Genomic DNA, 16,126 nt, shown 5'->3' on the forward strand with positions numbered 1-16,126 from the left:
AGATAATTCAAACTGCTATGGGGATAAATTACACTCACTCTAATAAAAAAGTTGTATAAATACACCATATTTTCGCAGGAAAATATCCCGCACCTCACAAAAGAAGTACGGGATATGGATCGGATCATTCTATTTTTCCACGACGGGCCGGGTCGCTTCAAGGTAGGAGCGGTCAAGTTCCGCTTCATACCGGAGACGCGTCTCTTCATCCCAGCCGAGTATGCTGTTCATCAGTCCAATGACGCCATCGCGGTACTGGTTGACTTTATCGATGGAGAAGTACATGTCGCTGCTCCTTCTCACGAAATAGTCCGTCGGCTTATACACCATCTCATGCTGGATGGAGTAGAGTACCTGTGCTTGGACGGCAGGCGGCAGACCGTAACGCTCAGATGCCGCATCATTAAGGTTGCCGGCGATTTCAAATATCTTATCTGTGTTGCTGCCGTATTTTTGCGCAATCTCACGTCCGTCCTCTTTTGTGAGGCCGAACGATGGGGCACGGTCCGCCATCTGCTGGACGTACGCTTCGAATTTTTCACTGCCGCCGACGTCACCGCCTGAAATCGGCTGATGTTTCGTATCACTCGGCTTGAATTTCAGCCCATAGTCGGATTCTAGGCGCCTGGTGACGAGATCCACGATCTCTTCTGCCATGTGGCGGTAGCCGGTCAGTTTGCCGCCTGCGATAGTAATCAGGTTGCTGTCCGCCTCCCAGATCTCGTCCTTTCTGGAAATATCCGACGGATCCTTGCCTTCCTCAAGGATCAGCGGCCTGAAACCGGCCCATGTGGACTCGATGCTGCTGTCGGTGAGGTCGAGGCCGGGGAACATGTGATTAGCCGCATCCAGAAGGTAATGGCGGTCTTCTGATGTCACAGACGGCATCTCTTTTTCATCCCCGTTGTAGAAAGTGTCCGTCGTACCGACATATGTCTTGCCGCTGCGCGGTATGGCGAAGATCATGCGGCCGTCGGATTCCGCATCGAAATAGACCGCCTGGCCGAGCGGGAAGTCATTATGGTCGAACACGATATGGACCCCTTTTGAAAGCTGGAGCTGCTTTTTGCCTTTCTTCGCTTCAGGATCGTGCGAACGGACATCATCAACCCACGGTCCCGTAGCGTTTATGACACGCCTGCCGAGCAGCTGGTACTCCTCACCGTCCAGCTGGTCCTCGGCACGGATGCCGACGATCTTCCCTTTATCATAGACGAAGGCGCTGGCCTTTACATGGTTCACCGGATCGGCGCCGAATTCGGCAGCCCGCTTCATCACTTCAATCGTCATGCGCGCATCATCCGTCTTGTATTCCACATAGTAGCCGCCGCCCTTGAGACCATCACGCCTGACCAGCGGCTCTTTTTCAAGCACCTGATCAATCGACAGCATGCGGCGGCGTTCGTTTTTCTTCACCTCTGCAAGCATATCGTACACACGCAGGCCGATGCTTGTCGTGAAGTGGCCGAAAGTGCCCCCCTTATGGAAAGGCAGCAGCATCCATTCAGGCGTCGTCACGTGCGGTCCGTTCTCATAGACGATCGCACGCTCAAGGCCGGTCTCACGCACCACGCCGACCTGGAACTGCTTCAGGTAGCGCAGCCCCCCGTGTACAAGCTTCGTACTTCTACTGCTCGTCCCCTCGGCGAAGTCCTGCATCTCGACCAGCGCAACCTTCATCCCGCGCTTCGATGCATCAAGGGCAATCCCGGCACCGGTGATGCCCCCTCCGATGACAACGATATCGTAATCCACTTCCTGCATATGCTTAAGCTGATCTTTCCTGGTTAATGTGTTCAGCATGATGTCCCTCCTAATATTTTTGGACAATAAAGGGCACCAGTCCTTTATTGGTTTTCGTCTTCAGTGTGTTTCGTTTTGGGTTTGAATGCCTGCGTGGCGCCGACGGCAGCCTGCCAGCCATCGTAGAGTTCCCCGCGGCGGGCATCCTCCATTTCCGGTTTGAACTCCGTATCAGTGTCGCTGACACGCTTCAGCTCATCGGTGGACTTCCAGAAGCCGACGGCGAGTCCTGCGAGATATGCAGAGCCGAGTGCGGTGGTTTCGATGACCTCGGGCCGTTCGACTTTCGTATTGAGCAGATCAGCCTGGAATTGCATCAGGAAGTCATTGGCCACTGCGCCGCCGTCGACCCGGAGTGTTTCAAGGCTGATGCCTGAGTCCTTCTGCATGGCATCCAGTACATCCTTCGTCTGATAGGCGAGGGATTCGAGCGTCGCCCTGACGAAATGCTCCTTTTCAGTGCCGCGGCTCAGGCCGAATACGGCACCGCGCGCCTCGGAATCCCAGTAGGGGGCGCCAAGGCCTGTAAAGGCCGGCACAACGTAGACGCCGTCAGTCGAATCGACCCGGCTGGCATATTCCTCGGATTTTGGAGAAGATGAGAACATGCGCAGGCCGTCACGCAGCCACTGGATGGCGGATCCGGCAACGAAGATGGAACCTTCGAGAGCGTATTTCACTTCGCCGTCCATGCCGTAGGCGATGGTCGTGAGCAGACCGTTATCACTGGTGATCGCTTCTGTTCCGGTGTTCATGAGCAGGAAGCAGCCGGTGCCGTACGTGTTCTTCGCATCACCTTCATTGAAGCATGTCTGACCGAACAGTGCCGCCTGCTGGTCGCCTGCGACGCCGGCGATCGGCACGTTGCGTCCGAAGAAGTGGGACTGTGTCGTTTCCCCGTATACTTCACTGGAGGACTTCACTTCCGGCAGCATGGATTTTGGCACATCTAGCTTGTCGAGCAGTTCGTCGTCCCATTCCAGATCATGGATATTGTACATGAGTGTACGGCTCGCGTTCGTGTAATCCGTGACATGGGCTTTGCCCTCGGTGAAGCGCCAGATGAGCCATGTATCGATGGTGCCGAAGAGCAGTTCGCCGTTTTCCGCCTTTTCCCGTGCACCGTCTACATTGTCGAGGATCCATTTCACTTTCGTCCCCGCGAAATAAGGGTCGAGCAGCAGGCCTGTCTTTTTGCGGAAAACATCTTCGTAGCCCCTGCTTTTCAATTCTTCACAAATATCAGCTGTCTGCCTCGACTGCCAGACAATCGCGTTATAGACAGGTTTCCCGGTGTTCTTGTCCCATACAACCGTCGTTTCACGCTGATTCGTGATGCCGATGGCTTCAACCTGCTCTGCAGAAATATCATTCTCTGTCAGGGCGCCGGCGATGACGGCAAGTACAGAGCTCCAGATTTCGTTGGCGTTGTGCTCCACCCAGCCGGATTCAGGGAAGTACTGTCTGAACTCCCTCTGGCTGTCCGCCACGATATTGCTGTCATGGTCAAAGAGTATGGCACGGGAACTCGTCGTTCCCTGATCGATTGACATGATATACTTTTCCATGGATTTCATTCCCCTTTTCAAATTGATATGTGTTACATGAGTTTCGATGTATCTTCCTTAAGAACGCTCTTATTTAGGAATACCCCGAGCAACAGAACTAAAACGGTGGCGGCAATGGTGACAATCAGGAATATGTCTGATTTTCCGGTGAATACAACGTTGTAGACAGCAGCACCGAGTGCTCCGCCTGTCAGCGGGCCGACGAAAGGCACGACTGCATATTTGAAGTTGGAAATGCCCTTGCCGGGTATCGGCAGGAAGAAATGCGCGAGCCGCGGGCCGAAGTCACGGGCCGGATTGATCGCATATCCCGTAGTACCACCGAGGGAGAGACCGATCGCTGTAATGAGGAAACCGACGATGAGCGGGTTCAGCCCTTCGGTGAATTCATTCGCCCCGATGAAGAGGAGGCCCATCACCAGGATGAACGTACCGATGATCTCACTGGCGAAGTTGGAAACATAGTTCGGGTATGACGGTGCTGTGGAGAAAACCCCGAGTTTCGTCCCTTCATCCTCCTCAGCTTTGAAATGTGGCATGAAGTGCAGCCAGACGATGGCGGCACCAAGGAAGCCGCCTGAAATCTGTGCAATAATGTACGGGATCACTTTCGCCCATTCGAAATCACCCGCGACTGCAAAGCCGAGTGTGACAGCCGGGTTGATATGCGCCCCTGAAAACTGTCCGATGGCGTAGACGGCAAATGTAACAGCAAATCCCCAGCCGAACGCGACGACTACCCAGTCGGATCCTTTGGCGAGGGACCCCTTCAGGTTGACGTTGGCAACGACACCGCACCCGAACAGGGTCAGGATGGCCGTACCAACGAATTCTGCAAGGTAAATATTCATTGCAAATCACTCCTTTGTTTGATTGAATGCGCCGATAAAACTTAAAAAAGCCCACACTCATAGCTATGTACAGCTATAAATGCGGGCTCTAAATCTCCGTGTCCTATCAACTTACTTTCTAATTTATACCATTTTGATAACGCTGTCAACTTGTTTTATCCGTGTATTTCCAGAAGCGTATATTTTATTCATCCGCCTGTTGGCTGAACCACAGCTCCCGGTTGGAGGTCGTCACGAACTTCGCGCCGGCGGAAATCGCATTCCGGACTTCGTCCTCCGTTTCGATCAGGCCGCCGGCAATCACATCTGCATCCACTTCACGATTGAAGAGGTGGATGACTTTGGGGACGACCCCCGGCAGGATTTCAATGAGGTCCGGCTCCGTCTGCCTGACGAGTTCGATGCTCTTTTCGATTGCAGAGGAATCGATGACGAATATGCGGAGGACCGTCCTGAGCCCGAGGCTGTTGGCTTTTTTGATCAGCCTGCCGCGTGTCGTGATGATGCCCGTGGGCCTGAAACGCTGGTGGATGTATTCGAGGGCGGCGATGTCAGTGGACAATCCCCTGATCAGATCAAGGTGCAGATAGACTTCAAATCCGTGTTGCTTCATGAAGGATATGTGGCTCTCCAGATGTCCTATATGGATGTCCAGGACGACGCACTCCCTGTATCCGCTCCCTGTGAGTTTTTCGAAATCCTTCATCGACCGTACAGCCGGCAGTATTTTAACCATAGTGTTGCTCCATTCGTATTTTATTATAGTACTAGTCATGATAGAGGAAGCGGCGCATTTTGTATAGTCGGTCCAAAAAAGTGTATAGAAACGTGTCAGTTGGGGTATAGGGTTTATGGAAGAAGACCAGAGCCAAACCGGAATGCGGGCCCGGGCGGATCAGGTCTGTATTGTGGTTCAATCGTTTATCATGTATCAATGTATTATAATAGAAGGAATTGGTAGGACCACTAAACGTGATACATATTTCAGGAGGGATTCATGTTGGAATCGAAAAGGGTAAGGGAGCTGCTCGGGGTGGACCGGGCAATCATACAGGCACCGATGGCAGGCGGCATCACGACACCGGATCTCGTGGCTGAAGTGTCGGCTGCCGGCGGCCTCGGTATGATCGCCGGCGGCAGTCTGGCACCGGATGATCTGCGCAGCCTGATACGTGAAACGAGGGGGAGGACAGGCAGGAACTTCGGCGTCAACCTCTTCATTCCGCGGAACTTTGAAGTCACGGACAGTGACATCGAAAATGCCTTCCGCCTGCTCCGGCCGGCGTATGATGCATTTGGACTGGAACAGGGTCCCGTCACGCCGGCCGCACCGGGAGACGTCCGTGAAAAATTCGACAGGCAGCTGGATGTGGTCGTAGAGGAGGGGGTCCCGGTCGTCTCCTTCATCTTCGGTATACCGGATGCGGATCAGCTCAGCCGTTTGAAGTCGTATGGCATCGTGACACTTGCGACCGCAACGACGGCAGCGGAGGCGGCGGATATCGCGGCCGCCGGCCTGGATGCAGTCATCCTCCAGGGTGCTGAAGCCGGCGGCCACCGCGGGGCGCACCCCGGCACGACCGAAGACAGCCTGACCGGGCTCATGCCCCTCATATCTGAGAGCGTGAAACGCATGGATATCCCCGTCATTGCAGCCGGCGGCATCATGACGGGCAGGGGAATCGTGTCCGCCGGTATCCTCGGCTCAGAAGGCGTGCAGATGGGTACCGCTTTTCTCGCAGCCCTTGAGAGCGGTGCGCATCCGCTCCATAAAAGAATACTGACGGAATCGGCAGACATCCCCGCTGTACTGACGAAATTGTTCACCGGCCGGCAGGCGCGTGCTGTAAAGAACAGGTTCATATCGGAGTTCGGCATGTTCGAAGATGAAATGACGGCCTATCCGGTGCAGCGCAGCCTGACGCAGCCGTTCCAGGATGCCTCAAAGAACGCCGGCTCTCCCGATTATGCCATGCTTCTTGCGGGACAGGGGAAGCAGCACGCGCGCCATATGCCCGCGGCGGAGCTGATTGAGGTCCTCTCTTTGGAAGTGGGCGAGCTTGGATACGACATTTAGAAAGATGTAATGGAGACAGGCTTTTCCACTCCCCGGGTTTTATTTCTAACTGGAAAAGTATTTTAGAATGGAAATTGTTATAATCAGAAAACCGGAATTTAATCCAGTGTTTCCCGGCAGGGCAGGGGTGCGGCAGAAAAGGGGGAGCGCACCCGCTGTGATTCACGGGCAAAGAAAATCCATATGATCACAGCCGGGAGGATTGTGCCGCCAGGCATTCTGTGAATCTGTCCGGCGTCCGCTGAAGTTTCAATATTTCAATGTAAAAAATGAAAGAAAAACCCGCAGCCAATATTGGCTGCGGGTTTAAAACGTATCGGCGGTTATGCCTGCGTTTCGCTTTCTTCATCCGGGTGCTTGAGCATAACATCAAAGATGGCAATCGTTGCCGTGATCAGTACCGCCAGTGCGACACCGCTCCAGAACATGTAAGGGCTGCCGCCGCCAAGGCTGTTCAGGACAAAGTTCACCATCTGTGTCAGCATGAATGCCCAGATAAAGCTGATAACGTATCTCATGGTCCTGCCTCCACTGCATAAGTATATGAATCAATAATAACTTAAAATGCTTTATATGTATAGTGGCAATCCGCATGATTGATGTATAAAAGGAAAAAGCAAACAAAATAATATTTTCACAAAATCACATTATAACCCCGGAGCTGTAAAGATTTCATTTGTAAGCGATTACAAATGTCAGAAAAAATTTCCTCCAAAGTATTGAATTGCCCTATGCAATGGTGTATATTTAACTTCTGAAAAATATGCTAAGTATTGTCACAATTCGAAAAATGGAGTTGCAAACGACAACTTCCGGAACTACAATATATATAGGATATATTGTTTTGAATTGTCCTACAACTAATGCTTATACAGTCATATGTGAAATTCTGTTATATACCGTCCGGTGCGGTAAACATCCGGGGGGAGGGCATCACGGTTTACATAAAACGCAGAGGAGCACAAAACAAAGGGTTGCTAAGAGTAAGGAAAGAATGGGTGATTGTTAATGTCCGATAAGTTACTTGAGGTCAATGATCTTACGACCTCATTCAAGATCAAGGGTGAGTACTATCCGGCGGTCGACCATGTGTCGTTCAGCATCAAACCGAATGAGGTGCTGGCGCTTGTGGGAGAGTCGGGTTCAGGGAAGAGTGCCACGGCGTTCTCACTGATGGGACTTCATACGAAGGCCCGCATAACGGGGGAAGTCCAGTTCATGGAAAAGGAGCTGACATCCCTTGGTACAGGCAGGATGAATAAGATACGCGGCGGGGATATGGCCATGATCTTCCAGGATCCGATGACCGCCCTGAATCCGCTGATGAAGATAAGGCAGCAGATTACGGAAACATTGAAGCTCCACGGCAAAAAATCGAAGAATGAACGTGAATCCTATGCTGTCGAACTGCTGGACAGGGTGGGGATACCCCGCCCAGAACGGGTTGCGGAAGCATTCCCGCACGAACTCTCCGGCGGTATGCGCCAGCGTGTCGTCATCGCGATAGCGATCGCCAACAGGCCGAAACTGCTGATTGCCGATGAACCGACGACTGCACTGGATGTGACAATCCAGGCGCAGATACTGGACCTGATCCGTGAACTGCAGAATGACCTGGGCTCAGGCGTGCTCCTGATCACGCATGACCTGGGTGTTGTGGCAGAGATGGCCGACAGGGTGGCTGTGATGTACGCCGGGCAGGTCGTGGAAATCGCTCCGGTGCGTGAGTTGTTCAAGAACCCTCAGCATCCCTACACGCGTTCGCTGCTGAATTCCCTGCCGTCCGAAGACATGCTCGGCAGCAGGCTGCATGTAATCGAAGGTGTCGTCCCGCCCCTTGACAAGATGGACAGGACAGGCTGCAGGTTCGCACCGCGCATTCCGTGGGTGCCTGAAGAGGAGCATGAAGACAATCCGGAGCTCCGGGAAATTTCAGAGGGCCACTTTGTGAGATGCACATGCTATAAGAATTTCCATCTGAACAATGACGGGGACGCCGCGGCTTCAGTGGAAGCGGCAAGGGAAACTTTTAGCGGAGGTAGAGCCTGATGACACTGCTTGAGATAAAGGACCTTAAAGTGCATTATCCGATCAAGGGAGGATTCTTCAATACGGTAAAAGATCATGTCAAAGCGGTCGACGGGGTGAGCATCAATATCCCGGAAGGAACGACGTACGGCCTCGTAGGCGAGTCCGGTTCGGGCAAGACCACGACCGGAAAGGCGGTCATGGGATTGAACCACATCACCGCAGGGGACATACTGTTCGACGGCCGGAAGCTGAACGCATCCGGTAAGAAAGTGGATGTCCGCGATGACATCCAGATGATCTTCCAGGATCCGTACTCTTCGCTCAATGCGCGTAAGCGTGTATTAGACATCGTCGCAGAACCGATCCGGAACTACCACCGGAAACCGAAAGGGGAACTGACGGAGGAAGTGCTCGATCTTCTCGACCGTGTAGGACTCCCGAGGGATGCACTGTACAAATATCCGCATGAGTTTTCAGGCGGGCAGCGCCAGCGGATCGGCGTGGCAAGGGCCATTGCGCTTAATCCGAAACTGATTATTGCCGATGAGCCGGTGTCTGCACTGGATGTGTCCGTCCAGGCACAGGTGCTGAACTTCATGCAGGAGATACAGAAGGATATGAACCTTACGATGATGTTCATCGCCCACGATCTCGGTGTCGTCCGGCACATGTGCCAGCACATCGGTATCATGTATCAGGGGCGCCTCGTGGAAGAGGGGACTGCCGAGGATATATTCTCAAATCCCCAGCACATATATACGAAGCGTCTGATAGCAGCCATCCCTGATACGAACGTGGATAAAATTGAACGCAATCTGGAAGTGAGGCAGACGGTCAAGACGGAATATGACCAGAACTTCTCAGAATCCCTCGACGATGAGGGAAGGGCGTTCCCGCTGCAATCCATTTCGGAGACGCACAGAGTTGCGCTTCCGGTGAAAGGTTGATGAACTTATGCTGAAATTTACAATCAGACGTCTCTTGGTCACATTCCCGCAGCTGGTCGTGCTCAGTGTCCTCGTATTCATCATGGGCTCCATGATGCCCGGGGATGCACTGTCGGGTCTGATCGATCCGACGATTCCGAGAGAGGCGATCGAAGCGAGGCGTGAAGCGCTCGGTCTCAACAATCCATGGTATATACAGTACAGGGACTGGGTATTCGCAATGTTCCAGGGTGATTTCGGGAACTCGATCTTCCACCAGCGGCCGGTGCTCGATGTCATAGGTGACAGGCTTATGAACACAATCTGGCTGTCACTGTTCTCGACAGTCCTGATATACCTGCTCGGACTGCCGCTCGGACTTGTTTCCGGACGCTACAACGACTCACTGCTCGATACGACGATCACGGGGTATACATACCTTGGTTTTGCGACACCGCAGTTCATCTTCGGACTGGTGATCCTGTGGGTATTCGGCTATAACCTGGACTTGTTCCCGACCGGCGGTTCCGTTGGTCCCGGCATAGAACCGGGGACACTCGACTTCGTACTCAGCAAGATCAATCACCTGGTGCTGCCGAGTTTCGCCATTGCCCTGATCGGGCTGGTGGGTACGGTCCAGTATCTCAGAAGCGGCATCATTGAAACGAAACAGAAGGATTTCATCGTCCTGGCACGGGCCAAAGGCGTGAAGGAGTCTTCCGTATACAGCAAGCACATATTCAGAAATTCCATACTTCCAATTGCGGCTTTCTTCGGTTATGAAATCGTGGCACTGCTCGGCGGTTCCATCTTTATAGAAATGATCTACAGCTACCCGGGCATGGGCAGGCTGTTCCTGGATTCCATATCGACACGTGACTTCAGTGTGGCGAACATCCTGATCCTGTTCTACGGTTTCATGGCAATCGTCGGCGCACTGCTGTCCGATATCATTCTGAGCATCGTGGATCCAAGGATACGGATCAAGTAAGGGGGGCGGAAAAAATGGATAATAAAGATAACAACGGCAGACTGGGCCGGGAACATGAAGAGGAAAATTCAGAAGGGGTGAGCGAGCAGGAGCGTATGCGCCGCCAGGAAGAACTGGACGACCGTGCGTCGGCAAGCGACGGCAGGCCGAGAAGCGGCGATCCGTTCGAGGCAAGAAGCAGGGACACCCACAGGTATGAAAAAGGGGACATGGACATGAGCGTCAAGGCGGACATTCCGCACGGCGCTTCCGGCCATGGTGCCCTGGATTCAAAAAATCTGCCGAAAAGTACACCGGGATGGAGGATCCTGATCCAGGAGCTCATTGCAGATAAGCTTGCACTGTTCTCACTCATCATCTTCGTCCTGATCACTTCGTACGTCTTCGGGCTTACGATGTTCCTTGACCGTCAGACGATTGTCGCGGTGGACCTGTTCGCCATCAACGAGCCGCCGAGTGAAGACTTCAGGCTGGGGACGGACTACGGGGGCCGTGACATATTCGGCCAGCTGATCATCGGTACAAGGAACTCCCTTGCAATCGGTATTCTGGTCACCGCGATGAGCGTCGGGTTCGGCATCGCCTACGGGGTCGTATCCGGCTACTTCGGCGGTCAGATCGACAACATGATGATGCGTGTCGTGGACTTCTTCATGGTGCTTCCGTTCCTCATGGTCATCATCGTTTTCGTAACGATTTCACCATCTTATAATATTTTCACCTTCTCGCTCATCATGGCGGCATTCCTGTGGACGGGTACAGCAAGGCTTGTACGCTCACTTGCCATACAGGAGAAGGAACTGGATTACATCAATGCATCGAGGACGATGGGAAGCTCCCATCTCAAAATAGTATTCACACAGATGATGCCGAACCTCATCGGGATCATCATCGTCAACAGTACATTGTCACTGGCTGCGAACATTGGCATCGAATCCGGACTGTCATTCATCGGTTTCGGTTTCCCGGAGGACTATCCGTCACTCGGGACACTTATGGCCTATGCGACGAACTCGCAGACACTCCAGCACAGATGGTGGATCTGGGTACCTGCAGCTGTACTGATCCTGCTGATGATGCTCTGTGTGCGCAATATCGGTGAAGCACTCCGGCGCGCAGGTGACGCAAGACAGAGACAGGCATAATTTCAGGCGAATTCCGTGGCATAAAATATGAAACGGAATTCCGCTTTTAAAACTTTTTGTAATCGCTTTCAATGAAACTGCCGGAAGGTTGACTTCTATGTATAATAAAACCATAAAAATACAATTTTTGGTTGAATTTTCTTGAAAAAGCGATTGATATTTCAGATAATTGTGATAATATTATGTATATACATAATTATATATTCAACTTAGGGGCATAATATTTACTAATTTTTGGTACTAAGTTTCGGTTTACTGCTGAACTTAAGTATATATATCAGTTTAAATATTATTTTAGGGGAGGAAATATTATGACTAAATATTCGTGGTCGAAGCTGATGTTTTTCATGACGCTGATCATGGTATTGGCGCTTGCTGCATGCGGCGGCGGTTCATCCGAAGAAGGAGAATCGGATGAGGGCTCCGGAGAATCAGGCGGCGAAGAAGGCTCTGAAGGCGGTGAAGATTCGGCTTCGGGGGAAGATATCTACAACTATGAGGACTACAATACAGTGGTTGCCAACGATGCAGAACCGACTGGGGAAGGCACTCTGAAAGTGGGCCTTACATCCGATACTCCGTTTGAAGGTACGCTCAACTTCAACCTTTACCAGGGGAATCCGGACTTCGAGGTGATCAGTCTCTTCGACGAGCCTGTGTTTACGATGGACGAGGATTTCCAGTACACGAATGACGGGGCAATGCAGTATGAAGTGAACGAAGAGGACAGCACAATCACGTTCACTCTGCAGGAAGGCATTACATGGCATGACGGTGAAGAGATGACGATCGATGATTACGTTTATGCGTATGAAGTCATCGGGCATCCTGACTACCCGGGCATCCGCGGTGCCACTGACGGATTCACGCTGCTCGAAGGGTACAATGAATACAAGGCGGGGGAAGCGGATGAAATTTCCGGCATCGAAGTTGTGGATGACCATACCGCAGTGTTCACGTACACTGAACTTGCACCTTCACTGACTAACGGCGGAGTCTGGGCATACGCCATGCCGGAGCATCATTACGAAGGGGTAGAGATCGCAGATATGGCGGAAGCGCCTGAGACACGTGAAAATCCGCTCGGTTTCGGACCTTACAAAGTGGAGTCCATCACGCCGGGAGAAGCGGTTGTCATGACGAAATTCGAGGACTACTGGAGAGGCGAGCCGCAGCTTGACGGCATTGAACTTTCAGTCGTGTCACCGTCCTCCATAGCAAATGCCATGGAAACAGGTGAAACGGATGTCGCCATCAACTTCCCGACGGACCAGTTCCCGGATGTTTCCGAGATGGAAGGTGTGGAATGGCTTGCAAACATTGAAGGTTCCTACACCTACATCGGATTCAAGCTCGGTGAGTGGAACGAAGAGGAAGGCCGCGTTGATTACAAGCCGGATGAGATGAAGATGGGCGACAAGGAACTCCGCCGCGCAATGTGGCATGCAATGGATAACGATGCAGTCGGCAACCGTTTCTACAACGGTCTGCGCTGGAAAGCGACGACTCTGATTACACCGTATCATGAAGCATGGCACAATGAGGATGTCGAAGTACCGGACTACGATCCTGAAATGGCGAAACAGATCCTTGATGAAGCCGGCTACGAAGATACGGACGGCGACGGATTCCGTGAAGATCCCGACGGCGAGCCGCTTGAAATCAACTTTGCATCCATGTCCGGCGGTGACATCGCTGAACCGCTGACCAACTACTACATCCAGGCGTGGAAAGAAATCGGCCTGAATGTACAGCTGACAAACGGCAGATTGATCGAGTTCAACACATTCTATGACATGGTTGAGAACGATGATGAAGCAATCGACATCTACCAGGGAGCATGGAGTGTAGGTTCCGATGTGGATCCATACGGCCTGTATGGTCCGGATGTACCATTCAACTACCCGCGCTATGCGACTGAAGAGAGCACGGAACTCATGGAAAGAGGTAACTCAGAGGAAGCGCTCGATGTTGAGACAAGGCAGGATATATACAACGAATGGCAGGAACTCATGGTTGAGGAGATGCCTGTAATTCCGACACTCTACAGATCCGAAGTTGAACCTGTGAACGAAAGGGTTGTAAACTACGGCATCGAAATCGGCCATAATGAAGAGACACTCCCTTACCAGTGGGGTGTAAGCGAGTAATCGCACTTCATGGAAGCACCTATGCAAAACTGCATAGGTGCTTTTCTTATTGTGGAAGTTCTCCATTTATGATAAATTAGTACCTAGTTATAATATGAGATTATAAGGTGTGGTCAAATGAATAATGTAGGTGTTCTGGGGCTTGGAACCTATGTGCCCGAGAAAGTGTTTACGAACGAAGACTTCGAAAAGATACTGGATACATCCGATGAATGGATCACAGAGATGACGGGGATAAAAGAGCGGCGTTTTGCCGACGATGATATGGATACGAGTGATCTTGCATACGAAGCGGCGAAAGAGGCAATCGACAATTCCGGCGTCGCCAAAGAGGATATAGACCTTGTCATCGTCGCCACTTCCACCGGGGACATGCAGTTCCCGACGGTCGCAACGATGCTCCAGGACCGGCTGGGGCTCCGGAATGTCCCGTCCATGGACCAGCTCGCAGCATGCACCGGTTTCATATATGGTGTCGTGACAGGCGCGCAGTTCATCCAGACAGGGACGTACAGGCACGTCCTTGTCGTCGGTGCCGACAAACTGTCCAAAATCACCGACTTCAGTGACCGTTCAACGGCAGTTTTATTCGGTGACGGAGCCGGGGCGGTCGTGCTCGGGGAAGTGGAAGAGGGATACGGTGTAAGATCATTCGATCTCGGCAGCAACGGACAGGGCGGACCATATCTCTACGGTGATGAGAGTGACGGCGGCAACATCCGTATGAATGGCCGTGAAGTGTTCAAATTCGCCGTGCGCCAGATGGGTGAATCGAGTGTCATTGCGACAGAGAAGGCGGGGTTGTCCACAGATGACATCGACCGCCTCGTGCCGCACCAGGCAAATATACGCATAATGAATGCGGCGCGCGAGCGCATGGACCTGCCTCCGGAAAAGATGAGTTCGACGATAGATAAATACGGCAATACTTCTGCTGCGTCCATACCACTTAGTATCCATCACGACGTGAAAAATGGTAGAATAAAATCAGGAGACAACCTTATTTTAGTCGGCTTCGGCGGCGGGCTCACTTGGGGTTCAATCTGTCTGACCTGGGGAAGCAATAAGGAGGAGACACATGGATAAAAGAAGAGTAGTAGTTACAGGGGTCGGCGCGCTTACACCTATCGGCAACACAGCGCCCGACACATGGGAGAATGCACTGAATGGTGTAAATGGTATAGGCAAGATCACCCGCATTGATAACAGTGATTACAATATTCATGTTGCCGGTGAACTGAAAGATTTCGATATTGAAGATTACATGGATAAGAAGGAAGCACGCCGCATGGACCGCTTCACCCAATACGCGATGGTGGCGGCGGATGAAGCGGTTGCCGACAGCGGACTTGAGATAAATGATGACAATGCTGAGCGCGTCGGTGTATGGATCGGTTCCGGAATCGGCGGCATCCAGGCACTCGAAGACGGCTTCAAAGTACTTTACGAGCGCGGTCCGCGCCGCGTGAGTCCGTTTTTCGTACCGATGATGATTCCGGATATGGCCAGCGGCCAGGTATCCATCAAGCACGGTGCGAAAGGCCCAAACGGTGCAACGGTGACAGCATGTGCGACAGGCACGAACTCGATCGGTGAAGCCTTCAAATTCATCGCAAGGGGACAGGCTGATGCCATGATCACCGGGGGGACGGAAGCGCCGATCACAAGGATGGGGGTTGCCGGTTTCCAGGCAAACAAGGCACTCTCGACTGCGGAAGACCCAGGCAAGGCATCCCGCCCGTATTCGGCGGACCGCGACGGCTTCGTAATCGGTGAAGGCTCCGGCATCGTCATGCTCGAGGAACTTGAGCATGCCAAAGCACGCGGTGCGAAAATCTATGCTGAGATCGTCGGCTACGGCTCAACAGGAGATGCGCACCATATCACAGCTCCGGCAGAAGATGGCGAAGGCGGTGCGCGTGCGATGAGGGAAGCGCTGAAAGACGGCGGCATCGATCCCGATGAAGTCGGCTACGTCAACGGACACGGCACGAGTACACCGTACAATGACCTGTTCGAGACAAAGGCGATCAAGACAGTGTTTGGCGATCATGCATACAAAATGGCTGTCAACTCGACAAAGTCCATGACAGGACATCTCCTCGGCGGCGGTGGCGGCATGGAGCTCATCATCACCGCGTTCAGTCTGAGGGACGGCAAAGTCCATCCGACCATAGGACTCGAGAACCCCGATCCCGACTGTGACCTGAACTACGTGCCGGACGGAGCCATCGAGCGCGATCTGAAGTACGCCATCACGAACAGCCTCGGTTTCGGCGGCCATAATGCTACACTATTATTGAAGAAATACGAAGACTGATATATATGAAGGCACCCCCATCCGCTGAGGCGGATGGGGGTGCCTTTGGGTCGCGCTGATGAGAAAGACGCCCGGTAATGCCATCAGGCGGCCACCGTGAGACCCGCGGTGTCCGCCAAAGCGGGATTTCGGCCACCGCGAGATCCGCCGTGTCCGCCAAGGCGGGATGCCGGACACCGCAGAATCCGCCGTGTCCGCCAAGGCGGGATACCGGACACCGCAGAATCCGCCGTGTCCGTCAAAGCGGGATACCGGACACCGCAG

Annotated in this window: 13 protein-coding genes; 8 read left to right on the forward strand and 5 right to left on the reverse strand. The window is 52.7% G+C overall.

What is annotated here, in order from left to right; translation table 11 throughout:
• Positions 1–129: 129 nt before the first annotated feature.
• From C792_RS0103300 to C792_RS0103315, 4 genes are all read right to left on the reverse strand, one after another.
• Positions 130–1,806, reverse strand: a complete 1,677-nt coding sequence (locus C792_RS0103300) for a glycerol-3-phosphate dehydrogenase/oxidase (RefSeq protein ID WP_026090206.1) — start codon at positions 1,804–1,806, stop codon at positions 130–132.
• Positions 1,807–1,847: 41 nt separating this feature from the next.
• Entirely contained in the window at positions 1,848–3,371 is a 1,524-nt protein-coding gene (gene glpK / locus C792_RS0103305; protein ID WP_017548022.1) for a glycerol kinase GlpK, read from the reverse strand.
• Positions 3,372–3,403: 32 nt separating this feature from the next.
• Complete coding sequence (locus C792_RS0103310; RefSeq protein WP_017548023.1) at positions 3,404–4,222, reverse strand: MIP/aquaporin family protein; 819 nt, start codon at positions 4,220–4,222, stop codon at positions 3,404–3,406.
• A 184-nt stretch (positions 4,223–4,406) separates the two neighbouring features.
• Entirely contained in the window at positions 4,407–4,958 is a 552-nt protein-coding gene (locus tag C792_RS0103315) for a glycerol-3-phosphate responsive antiterminator (RefSeq protein ID WP_017548024.1), read from the reverse strand.
• 261 nt (positions 4,959–5,219) lie between these two features.
• Here C792_RS0103315 and C792_RS0103320 point away from each other — a divergent pair, with 261 nt between their 5' ends.
• Entirely contained in the window at positions 5,220–6,299 is a 1,080-nt protein-coding gene (locus C792_RS0103320; RefSeq protein WP_017548025.1) for an NAD(P)H-dependent flavin oxidoreductase, read from the forward strand.
• 323 nt (positions 6,300–6,622) lie between these two features.
• Here the strand turns inward: C792_RS0103320 and C792_RS0103325 are convergent, their stop codons facing one another.
• Positions 6,623–6,817: a DUF2929 family protein gene (locus C792_RS0103325; RefSeq protein ID WP_017548026.1), complete on the reverse strand. Its 195-nt coding sequence runs from the start codon at positions 6,815–6,817 to the stop codon at positions 6,623–6,625.
• A 490-nt stretch (positions 6,818–7,307) separates the two neighbouring features.
• Between C792_RS0103325 and C792_RS14160 the strand changes: the two genes are divergently transcribed.
• The 7 genes from C792_RS14160 (at position 7,308) to fabF (ending at position 15,862) form a co-directional block, all read left to right on the forward strand.
• Complete coding sequence (locus tag C792_RS14160; RefSeq protein WP_017548027.1) at positions 7,308–8,348, forward strand: ABC transporter ATP-binding protein; 1,041 nt, start codon at positions 7,308–7,310, stop codon at positions 8,346–8,348.
• Entirely contained in the window at positions 8,348–9,277 is a 930-nt protein-coding gene (locus tag C792_RS0103335) for an ATP-binding cassette domain-containing protein (protein ID WP_017548028.1), read from the forward strand. Before C792_RS14160 ends, C792_RS0103335 begins: the two co-directional genes overlap by 1 nt.
• 7 nt (positions 9,278–9,284) lie before the next feature.
• Complete coding sequence (locus tag C792_RS0103340; protein ID WP_017548029.1) at positions 9,285–10,247, forward strand: ABC transporter permease; 963 nt, start codon at positions 9,285–9,287, stop codon at positions 10,245–10,247.
• A gap of 14 nt (positions 10,248–10,261) precedes the next feature.
• Positions 10,262–11,392, forward strand: coding sequence for an ABC transporter permease (locus C792_RS14165; protein ID WP_017548030.1), 1,131 nt, complete (start codon positions 10,262–10,264; stop codon positions 11,390–11,392).
• A gap of 311 nt (positions 11,393–11,703) precedes the next feature.
• Positions 11,704–13,542 (forward strand): oligopeptide ABC transporter substrate-binding protein, encoded by a 1,839-nt coding sequence (locus C792_RS14170; protein ID WP_017548031.1) that lies wholly within the window; start codon positions 11,704–11,706, stop codon positions 13,540–13,542.
• A gap of 117 nt (positions 13,543–13,659) precedes the next feature.
• Positions 13,660–14,628, forward strand: a complete 969-nt coding sequence (locus C792_RS0103355) for a beta-ketoacyl-ACP synthase III (protein WP_017548032.1) — start codon at positions 13,660–13,662, stop codon at positions 14,626–14,628.
• Entirely contained in the window at positions 14,621–15,862 is a 1,242-nt protein-coding gene (gene fabF / locus C792_RS0103360; protein ID WP_017548033.1) for a beta-ketoacyl-ACP synthase II, read from the forward strand. Before C792_RS0103355 ends, fabF begins: the two co-directional genes overlap by 8 nt.
• The last annotated feature ends 264 nt before the right edge of the window (positions 15,863–16,126 follow it).

Origin of the sequence: Salinicoccus carnicancri Crm, from assembly GCF_000330705.1 — a bacterium.
Classification (GTDB): Bacteria; Bacillota; Bacilli; order Staphylococcales; family Salinicoccaceae; genus Salinicoccus; species Salinicoccus carnicancri.

Coding starts and splice junctions, on each gene's coding strand:
- glpK (WP_017548022.1), bottom strand. CDS start 3,371: ATGGAAAAGTATATCATGTCAATCGATCAGGGAACGACGAGTTCCCGT.
- C792_RS0103310 (WP_017548023.1), bottom strand. CDS start 4,222: ATGAATATTTACCTTGCAGAATTCGTTGGTACGGCCATCCTGACCCTG.
- C792_RS0103315 (WP_017548024.1), bottom strand. CDS start 4,958: ATGGTTAAAATACTGCCGGCTGTACGGTCGATGAAGGATTTCGAAAAA.
- C792_RS0103320 (WP_017548025.1), top strand. CDS start 5,220: ATGTTGGAATCGAAAAGGGTAAGGGAGCTGCTCGGGGTGGACCGGGCA.
- C792_RS0103325 (WP_017548026.1), bottom strand. CDS start 6,817: ATGAGATACGTTATCAGCTTTATCTGGGCATTCATGCTGACACAGATG.
- C792_RS14160 (WP_017548027.1), top strand. CDS start 7,308: ATGTCCGATAAGTTACTTGAGGTCAATGATCTTACGACCTCATTCAAG.
- C792_RS0103335 (WP_017548028.1), top strand. CDS start 8,348: ATGACACTGCTTGAGATAAAGGACCTTAAAGTGCATTATCCGATCAAG.
- C792_RS0103340 (WP_017548029.1), top strand. CDS start 9,285: ATGCTGAAATTTACAATCAGACGTCTCTTGGTCACATTCCCGCAGCTG.
- C792_RS14165 (WP_017548030.1), top strand. CDS start 10,262: ATGGATAATAAAGATAACAACGGCAGACTGGGCCGGGAACATGAAGAG.
- C792_RS14170 (WP_017548031.1), top strand. CDS start 11,704: ATGACTAAATATTCGTGGTCGAAGCTGATGTTTTTCATGACGCTGATC.
- C792_RS0103355 (WP_017548032.1), top strand. CDS start 13,660: ATGAATAATGTAGGTGTTCTGGGGCTTGGAACCTATGTGCCCGAGAAA.
- fabF (WP_017548033.1), top strand. CDS start 14,621: ATGGATAAAAGAAGAGTAGTAGTTACAGGGGTCGGCGCGCTTACACCT.